This is a genomic window from Candidatus Falkowbacteria bacterium, assembly GCA_013336275.1.
Taxonomy (GTDB): Bacteria; Patescibacteriota; Patescibacteriia; order Patescibacteriales; family GWE2-39-37; genus JAAXUA01.
The window spans coordinates 222595-236120 of sequence record JAAXUA010000001.1 but is presented as its reverse complement, the minus strand read 5'-3'; the positions used below and the strand labels follow the sequence as shown (position 1 = coordinate 236120).

Sequence of the window (13526 nt, the reverse complement as noted above, 5' to 3'; positions counted from 1 at the left end):
CGCGATAAAATCAATTCTCAAAAGATTTGCTTCAAACGTTGTTTAATAATCAGTTAAAAAAGCTGCTTGGTAATAATCAGTGTCGAGGGATTGCTCGCCGCTCCAGCCGATCGTGGTCTGACCGCTCGATCTCGGTTGGGTCTGTGCGACCTTAAGCTTTGGCCGGCCTGCGGTCGGTGACTGTATCTCGAATTTGCTGATCAGGGTGGTGTTAAGCGAGCCGGACTGCTTCTGGACCAGCAATGAATAGGGATAATAATTGGCCTGAGTCCAGCCCATGAAGTTATCTAATTCGTCCTGCCAGGTTTGTTCTTTTGTTGCATTCTTGATAGTGAACGGCAGGCGGTAGCGCAGGGTGATTTCTTCGGTCTGCCCCGGATCGATCATGCTCCAGTTGGCAAAGACCGTCTTGCCTGCTTCGTCATATATCTTGGTGCCGCTCATGGGGTCGACCTGGGCTTGCTCTTCGGCAGCCAAACTCGGGTCGTGTTCCCAGGTGTCATCCGGCTTGTCGAAGAAGGTGCTCGATGGCGTCTCGAATCCCGTTGCCTCGAGAAGCTGGCTGCCGTGCGGTACGTAAACACGCATCCAGTCGACGTTGCGGACGCCGGCGAAAGGTTCCCTGTTGCCGGCAGTGTGTTCGCGCTTGATCTTAACTTCATCGATGATCGTGCCATCGGGCTGCAGCACAGCATTGTGAGTGAAAGTCTGCCTGATGCGACGATCGCTCTTGCCGCCGGCGATATTGGAATTGATGACGGAGAGGTAATCCCAGTTGGTTGCCTTCACCCGGCCATCCCAGCCGAAGCGCTGGACCGTGTTCTCCAGTTCGTCATTGAAAAAATAAAGCAGGATCTGCCGTTCGGACAGCTCCTTGTCAGCTAATGCTAATAATTTGAGAGAGATCTCCTTGTTCATCCTTTTTGGGATTTCGGCCAAGAGCTGGTTCATCAGGTCGCCGATGATTTTCTTGGGCGTCTTGGTCACGTCCGGCTTTTGTTCGGAAAATTCCTGGGTCACGTCCCAAAAGTTGTCGGCATCGATGGTGACGCCGTACTGCGCTGTCATATCGATTGGTCCTACTGCTCGCAGGAGCTCCTCCATGACGGTCGGAGTGAAGCTGATCACGCCATCGACCGAGGGGCCGGCTGATTTTTCATAGAACCAGGCGATTTTCTTGGCCGAGGTCGGCCAGTCCGGCCACCAGTTAGAATCCCAGAAGTGCCACTGGGCGTTGACCAGCTGCAACGGCTCTGGCGCGATGATGCGTTCGCGCAGGCCAGCGTCGGTGTCGTAACTGCCTCCGCCCGGTGTCTCGATTTTTTTGATTTTGCCTTTGCTGAAATCAATCAAGGCGAAGCTGCCGAAGAAGCCGCCGGTCGCTCGGGCCTCGGCGTTGTTCTGAAAAATCAGGAGGTAGCGGCGATCTTGGTTGAGGCCGAGAAAAAGGTTGGCGGCATCGGAAAGATTAGATAATTCCTCGAGGCTCTTGTAGAGGTCGTTGGATTTATTGCGGATGAAAATGAATTGGTTATGCAGTCCGTCGGGGATGGCTTGCATGTCGATGCTGTTCAGTTCCTGGTTTAAGAGACGTGAGTTGTCGGCCGCCGCCCTGGCTTGGACATTGATATTTTCTAGTTTGGCGGCGAGGTCTGTCGTGCTGGCAAAATCAGCGGTGAAATAAGAGATGGCTTGGGTCAGGTTCTGCCCCAATGACGATGCCGACTCGGCAGCTGCGAGTATAGCCTTGCTGTTGCCGGCCAGCTTGAGTTCGGGGCTCGGTGCTGCGCCGGCCAGCTTCAAAAGCAGGTCATTGATGGATGAGAGTTCCTGTTGAGCCCCAACGAAGCCTTGTTTGGCCTCGGAGAGCGAGCGAGTAGCATTGAGAAAATCTTTGTCAGCCGCGGCTTTGCTGGCGCCGGCCAGGCTTGAAAGGCTGTCAGCCACATTGCGTACAACCCTATCCTTAGCTTGTGAGACGGCAGCAAATAATACCGTGCCCTTGAGCAAAGCAGCGAGCAGCAGAAGGATGACAGTGAAAGCGAAAGCTGAGCGCACGGGCGATATCCTGATGATCGGCGAAGGGGCTGGAGCGGGCAAGGCGGGTGCCGGTTCGACTTTCACCCGCTTCTTGGTTTCTTTCTTGTCTGCCCTTGTCTCGGATTTGATCGGGTCGGCCTTCGGTTTTTCGGCGAATATTTTTTTGACCGCAGAGACTGGGGCGAAGTAGAGTTTGCCGATAGAGAAAATAGATTTGCCTAGGATGACGCAGAAACTGTAGAAGTGCTGCCACAAATTCAATTCAAGACGGAGGTCGAGTTTTATCGGCTCCCTTATGGCCTTCTCTGCTTTGGGTTCCTTTGGTACCTTGCGTTCTTTGGCTGGCCTGGCTTCTGACTTGATCGGTTCCGCCGGCCTGTCAAAAATCTGCACCGGCTTAGCCATGACTCGGCTCCACTGCTTGTTGGAGTTCGAGCTCGCAGAAGCATCCTGGCGTTTAGCCAGTTCGTCTTTGAGGTTGATGACGTGCTGCGATTTCGGCAGCGGCTTGTAACTTATCTTAGGCATTTTGAGGTGAAAGTCTTAAAGCTATATCGGCGACGCTTCCTTGATCAAGCATCTTCTTAGCGTCGAATCTGGAAACGTCGACCCAGTCTGGGCGAGGCGTAACGGAAGTGAAATTTAAAAGATTCGCCACTACGGTTTCAGCTGGCATAGTCCCTTCTAAAAAAAACGACAAGGCCACGCCCTTGCCGACGGCGCGGCAAGTCAGGGCCTTGGGAAAAATCCTGCCAGGAATCAATTGTTTGCGTTCAGGAATAAGTTCCTTGATGAAATTGACTTCAAAACCGTTAAAGATGTTGTCGCGTTCGAAACAGCGCCGGTACACGAGCTTGTCCGCCGTATCGGGGCTGAAGGTCCAGGGCAGTTGTTCGTTGATGATGCCCTTGATGCCCGAGGCTTCGCCCAGATTCGTGTTGAAAATATATGCGCCATAAGCGAAAAGCCATTGCTTGGCCAAATGCTTGATCTGGATGATGGCGCCGGCGTAATCGGCCGGGTGGTCATGGAGATATCTTATCACAGCCAGTTCGTGGGAGAAAGTTACCGGAAGGACGGAAAAGATCTTGTCGAGCTTCTCGAAGTTCGGAAAGCCAGACAGGGCGACTTCGCGCAATCGTGTAAGAAGAAGTTCTTCGGTCGGGCTGGTCTGGCAAAGGAAGTCCTTGATCGCTTCTTCGAAGTTTTCCGACAGTACGAGCTTGCCCAAAAGGTGTGAGTTGTGCCGTCGGCCGAATCGCTTCGGCGGAAAATAATTCAAAGCGCCGTATTTGGCCAATATTTCAGCCTTTAAGCCGAGGAGGTCATTTTCAAATGCTTCCTGTGTCCGCAGAAGCAGCGTGTGGGTGTTGCCTTTGAGTTTTGCCGGTGAGATGGCTTCGGCGGAATAGGAAGTTTCGGCTATGATTGCGCTAAAGCCGGTCGGTGCCGGTAAAGAGGCCAGTTGTTGGGCGACCCTGGCTGGCAAGCTGAAAAATTGGCTAGTAATAAGTCCAGGCTCTTTGCTGCTGGCGTAACCGACCTCCGAGGACTCGACTGCCAATCCTTGCTTGAGCCAATTGATGATTGCTGGGGTGCCGGCAGCAGATATCACCTGAAGCACGATGAAATCTCCATCTGCGGCTGAAGAGCCGGTATGGTTGTCGAGGCGGGCGATGCGGCCGTCAGAGAGGTGTTCTTCTATGCAGTAGTCGGAAAAATCCAAGGGCCAGTATGCGGTAATCCGGTTGTCGGCAATGTTGGAAATGCCGATTCCCTTTTCGAAGGTCGACAGGTTGAAGTAGGCGGAAGAGTGGGCCAATTCGGGGTTCGTTGAAACGTAATGCTGCCGATTGCGCACCTCAATTTCCCAGTGATTTATTTCATCATTCATGGTCGTTATTATACCACGAACGACAAAAAATAACCAAACAATTTATGACTTCAGATTTTCGCGGTAAACCAGCAATGTCTGCTGCGCGCAAGTGTTCCAGCTATACTTCTTGATCTGGGCATAACCCTTGTCAACAAGCTTTTTTCTCAGCTCCTGATCGTCAAGCAGCGAGCTGATCTTGTTTTGGATGTCTGTCGTGTCGCGCGGATCGAAGTAGACTGCTGCATCTCCCAGCACTTCCGGCATGCTGGTGGTGTTCGAACTGGCAACAGCCAAGCCCTTGGCCATAGCCTCAAGCGGCGGCAAGCCGAAGCCTTCATAGAAAGAGGCGAAGACGTAGAGGGTGGCATGGGAATAAAGCTCGGCCAACTCACGGTCGTCGACATAGTCGGTGAAAATTACCGGGCTGCTCTTGCCTGGGATGGTCAGCTGCAACTCTTTGGCCTGTTGTTTGATCTTGCTGTAAAAATGGTCTTCTTTGCCGACGAGGACTAGCTGCAGATTGGGGCGTGTCTTGAGCAAGCTGTTGAAGACGTTAAGCAGCTGTTCAAGATTCTTGTGAGGGTAGGCATTGCCGACGTAGAGGATATATGGGCGATTGATGCGGTATTTGATCAAGGTCTGGCTTTGCTCCGACGAAGCCTGGGCAGATGCTAATTCGCTTTGTGCGAAGTCGGCTACGCCTTCGTAGGTGACAACGATCTTCTCGGGCTTGACGCCGAAGTGCTTGACGATATCGTCTTTGGTAAATTGCGAGACAGCGATAATGGACTTGGCGCGCATTAGGGCTAGCCAAATCGTCAAGCGGTAACCGAGGTTCTTGATGAAATACGTCAGCGGCCCAAGGGTGGTCGCCTTCTTGGTAGGAAAGTTAATGAGAATCAAGTCATGGATAGTCACGACTAATCTGGTCGGACACAAGATCGGCACATTGAAGTGCGGAAAGTGGATCAAGTCTAGCTTTTGCTTGTAGATGAGCCATGGCATAATCAGCTGCTCGGCTAAAGTGTACCAACGAATCTCGGCCAAAACTTTGCTGGCTCGCGGAAAATTATCAAGATTGAGCTCATCGAAATTTTCGCGTCGCAAGAAGATCACATATTCGTTCTCTGTATCCAATCGGATGATGTTGTCCACCACCTCTTGGGTGTAGCGGCCGAGGCCCTTGCCGATGGGGCCGTAAAACCTGGCGTCGATGCCGATCCGTTTAGTATTTGGCATAAGATTGTTTTGCTGATTCAAGTTTATATAAGGTGAATGTCGGGTTCATGGTTTTTACTTTCCTGATGTGGAGTCCGGATTTGGCCAACTTGCTGCGATTAAGATAATCCAGAGCCTTTTCCGGGAAGGTGAAGTTATAATAATATGTCGGAGCCAGCTTGACGAGCTTGGCGTAAGTGCGGTTCATATTATCATCGTCAAAAAGTCCGTAGATGACTTTGCGTTCCGGAAAGAAAAGTTTGTCGTGATATTTAGTTATGATCACGGCGTCGCTTTCGGTCACGGCCAAGACTTGGCGCCATTCCTCTTGGCTCAGCTTCTGCTTGTAATACGATTCAATCAGGCCTTCATCCCTCCCTGTCAGCGAGAAGGTGATGCCCCAAAGCATGAAGATGCCGATAACCAGAAAGCGAAAAGCGTGGCGCAGGTTTTGGCTTTTGAATAGACGGCTGAGCCGGTTAACTCCTAATGAGGCTAAGATGATCGACCCTAAGTAGACAGGAAGCCAATAGCGCGTGTAGGAGTTGCCGATCGTCGATTTGGTCGGGTCGGGATTGTCGTGGAATTCCCAGCTGCCATAATAGAGCAAAAGCACGACACTGAACATGGTGAAGGCTAGCACGAAAAGCAGTCCGCGCTTTCGGATCTTCCTGAACTGCACGAGGAAAATCGTCAAGCCGAGCACTGCGCCCCAGAAAAGCCAGCCGAACATAGAGTAAAAGTAGTTATAAGTCATTTTAACTGTCTGTTTCGGATTGAAGCCGAAGTAGAAGATCAGGTCCCGTATCTTCTGCCAAAGGCTGGTTTCAGTAATGCCGCTGGTGATGAGCTGGCTGCTGGTCTGGCCCAACTGGGCAAGCGAGCTATTCATCTGCGGATAACCGGTTGCGAGCGGCGAGCCGTGCAGGACTTGGCTGTAGTAAGCCGAGGGCAAAAGGCCGATGCCCAGAAAAGCCAGAAAGACCAAAAGCTTGGTGAAGCCGACCTTCTTGATGTTTAAAAGCCAAAGGATGACGAGGGTTGGTCCGAGCCAAAGCAGTTCGGAGGTGCGGGTTATGACTGCTAAGCCGAAGAATAAGCCGGCAAGTGCGGGGTAAATGAATTTTTGAACCCACTCGAACCTGGTTTTCTGATTCATGGCCACAGCAAAGAGCATGCCCGAAAGCGCAAAAACGATAAATGGTATGTTATGGAACATGCTTCGGCTGGAGTAGTAGAAATAAGGGGGGAAAAATGTAAGGACGCTGGCCGCGATCAAGGCGGTGCGTCGGTCAAATAGACGCTTGGTCAGAAAGTAAAAGACTATGAGTCCGATAGCGCCGAACAGCGGTGTCAGGAAAGGAATGACTGCGATGTCAGTCCACCGGGCAAAAGTACCGTACAAGATAATGATGCCGAGAAAACTCATCGGTTTCAGCTCGTCTCCGGCAACCATCATGCTCCGAGGGTGGATGATGCCCTCGACCTGCGGGTTTAATGGTTCCCTGATGCTCAACCGTCCGGTCAGGGCGAAGTTCTTGGTAAAGGCATAGTTCGCTGTTTCGTCAGGCGAAAGCCATTTGGTGAAGCTGGGTGATTGGGTGCTGAAATTGAATAAGCTAGCCGCCAAAAAGAACACTGCCGCCAAAAAGAACACGAACAGCTCTTGTTTGCCGATTTTCAAGAAACGACCTGGTTTTTTGGCTTGCTCAATTTCCATTTATTAAACTACAATGATTATAGTATGTTTTTGAGGCTTATCATAAATCTGCATATCAAGCCATTTATCCTGCTTTTGGGGGTCATTTCCCTCTCAAGCGGGCTGGTTTATCGTTTTTATGCCCTGAATTGGGCCGGTATAGCTTTCTCGCTAGTCCTGACCGCTCTATTCTTCATTATTTTATGGTATTTTGGCCAAAAATTCAATCTTAAACTAATCGAGCCGTTTTGGGGTCCAACCGAGGGTAATCGTTATTTCAGGATCGGATTTCATCCCTATGCCTCCGCCTTCTTGGCCTTCTGGCTGTTAGCAATTATTCTGTTGGTGCGCTCTGGCACCTCGGATTCGATCGTCTCGCCCTGGCAAGCAGTCTCGCTTTGGATCCTGGGCGCATATTTCCTAGCTAGCCTGGCACTGCTGGTCCATTTCGGCAACTCCAGGTCATATCAGGCACCGCTAATAGCACTGCATTATGCCCTGTCTTTTTCCATTATCATTTTTGTCTACCGTCTCGGTTATGGCTATGATTTTTTCGTCCATCAGGCCACCCTCGAGTTGATCGATAAGGCCGGGCTTGTCTTACCCAAATCGAATTACTATGCTGGGCAATACGGACTGATCATGATGCTGCATCGGCTCATCGGTCTCCCGCTCTATTGGGTACACTTGTTGTTGGTGCCTCTGCTTTCGGCGTTGTTGCTGCCGGCAGTCGTGCTGCGCTGGTTTGAGAAGATGGAGTTGAAATCAAGCCATCGCTTGCTGGCATTGGCCCTGCTAGTCCTGCCATATGGCGTGCTGACATTCACTACGCCGCAGAACCTGGCTTATCTGTTTTTGATTATCGTTCTTGCCATGTCTTGGCGCCCTGACAGGTTCGATTTGATCACGTCTGGCGTTTTGTCATGCGCAGCGGTCATAATCCAGCCAATCGCTGGTCTCCCGGCAGTGATTTTGACCGTTTGGCGAGCCGTTGATTTTCTAAAGCTCAAGCGAAGCGAATTGGCGCACCGCGTCTTGCTCGCCCTTTCCATCTTCGGCTTGCCGCTGGCCTTTGCCGGCTTAGAAAAGCTTGATATGAACGCCTTGGCCTTTGCCTGGCCCGATTGGCTGCCCAACAGCATCATGTCCTTGCCTGATCAGGAATTGATCGGCTGGAATTCGCTCTACCTTATTGGCAATAATTGGTATTGGATAATTCTGGTTTTAGTCAGCGTCGGGTTCGCTTGGCGCAAGGAATCCGCGGCTTTTTATCAAGAACAGAAAGCGGCCACGGCTTTGGCCGGTGCCTTCTTGCTCGCGCACTGGCTGACCAAGCTGCTTCCGTTCAATTTCCTTATCGGCTACGAACGCGATGATTATGCTGCCCGCCTTTTGACGGTGGCCTTGATATTTTCCCTGCCCCTCATTCTGAAGCCGCTTGAGCGCTTGTTTGTCAATCTGAGTGCAGCCAGCATGCCGACCAAGGGACCTTGGCTGGTTTTTCTGGCCGGGTGCTTGACCGCCGTTTTTTATCTGAGCTACCCTCGCCTTGATCGTTACGCCAATAGCCGCGGCTACTCTGTGGGTAAGTTCGACATCGAAGCAGCTAGATGGATCGATCAAGATTCACAAGTGCCATATATCGTCTTGGCTAATCAGCAAGTCAGCGCGGCAGCATTGCGGGAGTTCGGCTTCGCCCATTATTACAACGATCTATTTTACTATCCGGTGCCGACTGCCAGCCCGTTATACCAGACTTATCTTAAGATGGTTTACGAAAAACCGGCCAAAGAGACTGCCCGTGAGGCGGCAGAAATGACCGGCGTGAAAACCGTATATTTCGTACTGAACAAGTACTGGTATGCTTTCCCTAAGGTTATGGATGAGGCTAAGGCTGCGGCCGACGAATGGCGTCCTTTCGGCGAGAATGAAACGGTCGTCTTCAAATACGAATTCTAGATAGAAATCTAAAAAGCCCTCTAGTCGAGGGCTTTTATCATGTCCAAGAGTGCGCTGATGTATTGTTTGGCGGATAAGGCTTTGCCGTCGGGCAGCCTTTGGCGGTGCTGGTAATCGCCAGTTATGGCAGTGATGAGCGCTTGCTTATTGCCAGGTTCGAAAAGATTTTCTTTATCTGCGATTAATTCAGGGATGCCGCCGATATCAGCTGCGATGACCGGCAGACCGTGTGACATGGCCTCATAAATCACTGTCGGCGAGTTCTCGTAACAGAGCGACGGTACGACCAAAAGCGAACTGCGCTCCATCTCGGATGAGACTTGTTCAGGAGTCAGGCGCCCCAAGAAGATGATACGGTCGTCCTGCTCGGCCGCTGCTATCACTTCACGCTTTTGTGAGCCGCTACCGGCTATATTCAAGCGAAAAGTTCTCGGAAGCTCGGCAAAGGCCTCTAATAGCAAGCCTATGCCTTTGTGCGTCTCTAGCTGGCCGACGTACAGGCAATCGGTTGTTTCTGAAGCCCTTGTCCTTGATGTCGCTGATGTCTTGAAGTCAATCGGGTTAGGTATGGTCACCGTTGCGGAATTCTTGAAGAAGCCGTGTTTCAGATGAAGGTCGAGCAGCCATCGCGACGGCGAAACAACGAGATTTGCGCCATGCAAAGCCGCCTGATTGAGCCTATGGTATCTGTTGGCGGTCCAGGTCGAAATCAAGCCTTCATTACCCCACATCAAAAGGCCAGAGGGGTGAAGCAACTGGATGTCGTGCAAGACGTGGACGTGCTTGATGCCGCTGCGCCTGATCGCACGCGCGGAAACTAAGCCGATACCGATCAGATTATTGGAAATGATCAGATCAGGTTTGAAATCGTTGATGAATCTCCTGGTCTGCCGATAGGTGCAAAAATCCAGGTATCCGAGCAAGTGCATGATGAGCCGGGCTGTCTTGGGCAGCTTATCAAAAAAATAAAACAAAGAAGGTAGTCCGCGGTAGTAGGCAACGCCATTAGTCGACGGACCCTTTCGGCCCAGCGGCAGTGTGGTTGCGACTAAGGTTTTGTGACCCTGAGATGTCAGCTCAGCAGCTGTCATTTCAACGATACGTTCGGCACCGCCGCGGGCGAATGGTCGGTATAAATTGTTCAATATCAATATTTTCATGCTATTTGCTGTAGGCTTCTTCTAGAAGGCGGCCTATTTCCGACCAGCGATAGGTGGTTTCTGTCTTATGTCTGGCGGCTTGGCCCATCGTCTCGGCCAATTCCTGATTGCTGAGAATCAGAAATATCTTGGCCGCCAAATCAGAAGCATCGCCTGGTTTGGCCCGAAACCCCTCGACTTTGTCAGTAAAGACACCCCGCACGCCTGGCAAGTCGCTGGCGACAACGGGACGACCTGTAGCCATGGCCTCGAGCAAGACCAGGCCGAAAGCTTCTCCCTGATTGATCGATGGCAAAACCAGAAGCGAAGCGTTCCGGTAATGGGCGGCCAACTCCTGGTCGCTGCATCTTCCAGAAAATACCACATCTTTGCTTATGCCTAGGCTTTCGGCCTGATGGGCATACTGCCCCTGCAGCTCACCAGAGCCCACTACGGTTAAAATAGCATCCAGATGGTGTTCGGCCTTCAGGATTTTTAACGCTTCAAGCAGGATCGGGATGCCTTTGAAATAATGTGCCTGATCCAACCCGCCGACGAAAAGGATATTTTTTCGTTCCGTAATGATCGACGGCGTGAAGCGAAAAAAGTCGGCGTCGACGCCGAAAGGCACTTGGAAGAATTTTTGCGGTGACTTCACATACGAATTGGCGATCTGCGAATTGGCAACGTAATCAAGCGAAGCGGCGGTCACCAGGTCGGCCGCCTTAAAGAGGATGGGCCAGATGAATATCTTATTGAGACGGAAAATAAATCCGCGGACTCCCGCGGCCAGGCTATCCATGTGGTAATGCACGATGAGCTTGCTGCCTTTCTTTTTGAAAAGCGAAGCGAACAGGACAGGCAGCACGGCGCCATAGAATGGGTAGTGCAAATGGACGATATCATATCGTCTAAGCTGCCAGACCAATTGAGGCAAGCTGGCCGCATTGCCGATGGCAAAAAGCGGTTTTAATCGTCGGACTTCGTAGGAATCATCAGTCTCGGATGATAAAAAATCAGCCTGACCGTAATCAGGCGTTATAACAGTCACCTCATGGCCTTTTTGGGCCAAAGTTTTGGCGAATTGCCCAGCAGCGTTGCCCATGCCGCCCTTGTATGGCCTGAAAACGCAAATCAAGTGAGCTATTTTCATATTAATCGACGCGATGGCTGAATAAGGTCTTGTTCCAGAGATATAAGATCACGAAAGCCAGTCCGGCTTGGATGAAGTCGATGGCCGTATATTCCCTGCCCGATAGCATGACAATGACGCTGATCGACATCGGCAGAAGAAAAGTTAGGACCTCGGTGGTGAACTTATCAAAATAGCTCAGGCGCAACAGGACCTCGGTACTACCCTCTTCTTTCTTTTTCTTGTATTCCTTTCGCATCCAACGCAGCTTCATCATCAGAAAGCCGGCAAAAAAGAAGACCGGAGCCATCGCTTTGATAAAGGTCGAGAAGGCTTTGAAATAATTAGGATTCAAGAACAGGAAAAGCGCGCCCAGGATGATGATCAGGACGACCGTATAGTAAATGAAATCGAGCACCATGTCCTTCGCGTTCATAGCTATTTTTGTTTATTGATTAATGCGACCTGCTTCACCATCTCCGTAATGTCGCGTTCGGCCTTGGCCAGGCGCAAGCGCAGGCGGAAAATGAAATAAAATAAGACCGTTACGGCCAAGTAGAGCAGCACTTCGATTCCGCTCCCGGAAAAGCCGATGCCAGCGACTAAGCGATCGATCCATTTAAGGCCGAGTATCAGTACGGCAGCCAAAAGCCAGAAAGCCAGCCAGAACCAGAACTCGCCTGGCGCTAATCGCTGACGCCGCCGCTGCCCGAAGAGGCGTGTAATGAAGAATAAAATGATCGCTAATGCGATGAGCTGTTGGGTCATGTTATCTGATTAATTTGCCAAAAAATAAATCTTTAAGTATTTTCATCCCTCCGGAAAATTTCTGTCCGTACTGGTGATAAATGACGGTTATCGGCACTTCTTTCACCGCCAAGCCTGAATGGGCGCTCAAGGCCAAGATTTCCGAGGCGTGGGCCATGCCGTCCTGCTGCCAAGCCAAGCGCTTGAAAGCATCACGCGAAAAGGCACGGAAGCCGCTTTGCGGGTCGGTCAGCTCGACTCCAAGAAAGAGCTTGTTGATTATCCTGGCCAAGGGCATGATTACCCGCCTCTTTATTAACGGCATCTTGGTGGTATTGTCGAGAAAGCGGGAGCCGAACACGATGGCGGCTTGCCCGTCGACAATCGGTCCGGTAACGACAGCGATGTCCTTGGTGAGAAATTGCCCATCGGCGTCGAAATGGACGACGATGTCTGCGCCTTGGCCGAATGCGTATTCGGTGCCGGTGCGCAAAGCCGCGCCCTGCCCCCGATTGACCGCGTGCCGCAGGACGGTTGCGCCAGCCTGTTCAGCCAATCCGGCGGTATCATCCTGTGAGCCGTCATCGACTACGATAACCGAATCAACGCACGGAACAACACCACGGACAACGTCCTGGATGTTATTCTTTTCGTTAAGTGCAGGTATTACGCAAAATATTCTCAAAGGCATCTTCAATGTGGAATCCGAACCAGTCCCTTGCTCGCTCGCAATTCATATATAGTCTTTTCCAGTCCTTTTTCCAAAGTGATGATCGGCAGCCAGCCAAGCTCATTCAACGCCTTGCTGATATCCGGTACTGGCAGCTGGCTCATGAACAAGATTTCCGGCTGATAGATGATTTTTGATTTGGCGCCGACCATGTCGATCACTTTCTGCGCCAGATTCGAGAGGGTTACCAAAGTGTCAGAGCCGATGTTGATAACGCCGCCGCCGTCCTTTTCCATAAACTTCAATGAAGCATCGATCGCGTCGGAGATGTAGCAGAAAGAGGAGCTGAATTTCTCATCGCCATAAATCACGATATCCTTATTATCCAAAGCGTCGCTAACGAAGTCTGGAATCATCTGGTCATCATCGAGCTTCATTCTCGGACCGTAGGTCCTGAACAAGCGGATGATCTTGGTCTCGATCTGATAAACTTCATGGTAAGTATTGACGATGGTCTCGGCGAAACGCTTGCCCTCATCATAGCAAGCGCGCGGCGAAAGGATGTCGACTGAGCCGAGCACGTCTTCCTTGATCTTACTATTCTCTGCCGTACGTGCGCCATAGATGACCGATGACGAGAAGTGCATGAACTTGGCGTGATATTTGACGGCTAGATCCAGAGAATTCATGACTCCGACGGAGTTGGCCATCAGGTTGCTGATCCGGAGGTTTTCGAAATGCTTTGGCGAGGTCGGGCAAGCCAGGTTATAAATCTCCTGTATGCCCTGGAACGGTACCTTGAAGTTCTCCAATTCTGGCAATGCCTCGAGATTGATTTTTTCAGAGATGTCGTGGCGGATGAATTTGAAATTCGGATCAGACAGCAGGTGGTCGATGTTTTTCTCTTCTCCGGTTGAAAAGTTATCGATACAGATGACCTTCGCATGCTTGACCAGCTCATCGCAAAGATGGGAACCGATAAAGCCGGCACCGCCGATAACCAGGATATTCTTCTTTTCGAAAATTGATTGCGTTGCCATATGTTT

The 13526-nt window shown here is 51.0% G+C and carries 11 protein-coding genes; 1 reads left to right on the top strand and 10 read right to left on the bottom strand.

All coding sequences use genetic code 11. The annotated features are described in order from the left end of the window. Positions 1-42: 42 nt before the first annotated feature. The 4 genes from HGA34_01145 to HGA34_01130 are packed head-to-tail and all read right to left on the bottom strand — an operon-like array spanning position 43 to position 6854. Positions 43-2568, bottom strand: coding sequence for a DUF4012 domain-containing protein (locus HGA34_01145; protein NTW22132.1), 2526 nt, complete (start codon positions 2566-2568; stop codon positions 43-45). After that, positions 2561-3934, bottom strand: coding sequence for a tRNA pseudouridine(13) synthase TruD (truD, locus tag HGA34_01140; protein ID NTW22131.1), 1374 nt, complete (start codon positions 3932-3934; stop codon positions 2561-2563). The genes HGA34_01145 and truD overlap by 8 nt, the downstream gene beginning before the upstream one ends. 42 nt (positions 3935-3976) lie before the next feature. Further along, entirely contained in the window at positions 3977-5155 is a 1179-nt protein-coding gene (locus HGA34_01135) for a glycosyltransferase family 4 protein (GenBank protein ID NTW22130.1), read from the bottom strand. Continuing rightward, entirely contained in the window at positions 5142-6854 is a 1713-nt protein-coding gene (locus tag HGA34_01130; GenBank protein NTW22129.1) for a phospholipid carrier-dependent glycosyltransferase, read from the bottom strand. The genes HGA34_01135 and HGA34_01130 overlap by 14 nt, the downstream gene beginning before the upstream one ends. A 24-nt stretch (positions 6855-6878) precedes the next feature. Between HGA34_01130 and HGA34_01125 the strand changes: the two genes are divergently transcribed. Then, the gene (locus HGA34_01125; GenBank protein NTW22128.1) at positions 6879-8792 is read left to right on the top strand and encodes a hypothetical protein; all 1914 of its coding nucleotides are present in this window, start codon (positions 6879-6881) and stop codon (positions 8790-8792) included. Positions 8793-8812: 20 nt separating this feature from the next. Here the strand turns inward: HGA34_01125 and HGA34_01120 are convergent, their stop codons facing one another. Genes HGA34_01120 through HGA34_01095 form a run of 6 tightly spaced genes read right to left on the bottom strand, consistent with a single transcriptional unit; the run spans position 8813 to position 13520 of the window. Continuing rightward, positions 8813-9952 carry a glycosyltransferase family 4 protein gene (locus HGA34_01120; GenBank protein NTW22127.1) on the bottom strand — a complete coding sequence of 380 codons (1140 nt, stop codon included), beginning with the start codon at positions 9950-9952 and terminating at the stop codon, positions 8813-8815. A 1-nt stretch (position 9953) separates the two neighbouring features. After that, positions 9954-11084 (bottom strand): glycosyltransferase family 4 protein, encoded by a 1131-nt coding sequence (locus HGA34_01115; GenBank protein NTW22126.1) that lies wholly within the window; start codon positions 11082-11084, stop codon positions 9954-9956. 1 nt (position 11085) lies between these two features. Continuing rightward, the gene (locus tag HGA34_01110) at positions 11086-11499 is read right to left on the bottom strand and encodes a hypothetical protein (protein ID NTW22125.1); all 414 of its coding nucleotides are present in this window, start codon (positions 11497-11499) and stop codon (positions 11086-11088) included. A 2-nt stretch (positions 11500-11501) separates the two neighbouring features. Next, positions 11502-11831 carry a DUF2304 family protein gene (locus HGA34_01105; GenBank protein ID NTW22124.1) on the bottom strand — a complete coding sequence of 110 codons (330 nt, stop codon included), beginning with the start codon at positions 11829-11831 and terminating at the stop codon, positions 11502-11504. A 1-nt stretch (position 11832) separates the two neighbouring features. Then, entirely contained in the window at positions 11833-12501 is a 669-nt protein-coding gene (locus HGA34_01100; GenBank protein ID NTW22123.1) for a glycosyltransferase family 2 protein, read from the bottom strand. 2 nt (positions 12502-12503) lie between these two features. Beyond that, positions 12504-13520 carry an NAD-dependent epimerase/dehydratase family protein gene (locus HGA34_01095; GenBank protein ID NTW22122.1) on the bottom strand — a complete coding sequence of 339 codons (1017 nt, stop codon included), beginning with the start codon at positions 13518-13520 and terminating at the stop codon, positions 12504-12506. Positions 13521-13526: the final 6 nt, after the last annotated feature.

Excerpts from the sequence above, each read along its gene's own strand:
- HGA34_01110 (NTW22125.1), bottom strand. The coding sequence starts at position 11,499 with ATGAACGCGAAGGACATGGTGCTCGATTTCATTTACTATACGGTCGTC.
- HGA34_01120 (NTW22127.1), bottom strand. The coding sequence starts at position 9,952 with ATGAAAATATTGATATTGAACAATTTATACCGACCATTCGCCCGCGGC.
- HGA34_01135 (NTW22130.1), bottom strand. The coding sequence starts at position 5,155 with ATGCCAAATACTAAACGGATCGGCATCGACGCCAGGTTTTACGGCCCC.
- HGA34_01130 (NTW22129.1), bottom strand. The coding sequence starts at position 6,854 with ATGGAAATTGAGCAAGCCAAAAAACCAGGTCGTTTCTTGAAAATCGGC.
- HGA34_01115 (NTW22126.1), bottom strand. The coding sequence starts at position 11,084 with ATGAAAATAGCTCACTTGATTTGCGTTTTCAGGCCATACAAGGGCGGC.
- HGA34_01100 (NTW22123.1), bottom strand. The coding sequence starts at position 12,501 with ATGCCTTTGAGAATATTTTGCGTAATACCTGCACTTAACGAAAAGAAT.
- HGA34_01105 (NTW22124.1), bottom strand. The coding sequence starts at position 11,831 with ATGACCCAACAGCTCATCGCATTAGCGATCATTTTATTCTTCATTACA.
- truD (NTW22131.1), bottom strand. The coding sequence starts at position 3,934 with ATGAATGATGAAATAAATCACTGGGAAATTGAGGTGCGCAATCGGCAG.
- HGA34_01125 (NTW22128.1), top strand. The coding sequence starts at position 6,879 with ATGTTTTTGAGGCTTATCATAAATCTGCATATCAAGCCATTTATCCTG.
- HGA34_01095 (NTW22122.1), bottom strand. The coding sequence starts at position 13,520 with ATGGCAACGCAATCAATTTTCGAAAAGAAGAATATCCTGGTTATCGGC.
- HGA34_01145 (NTW22132.1), bottom strand. The coding sequence starts at position 2,568 with ATGCCTAAGATAAGTTACAAGCCGCTGCCGAAATCGCAGCACGTCATC.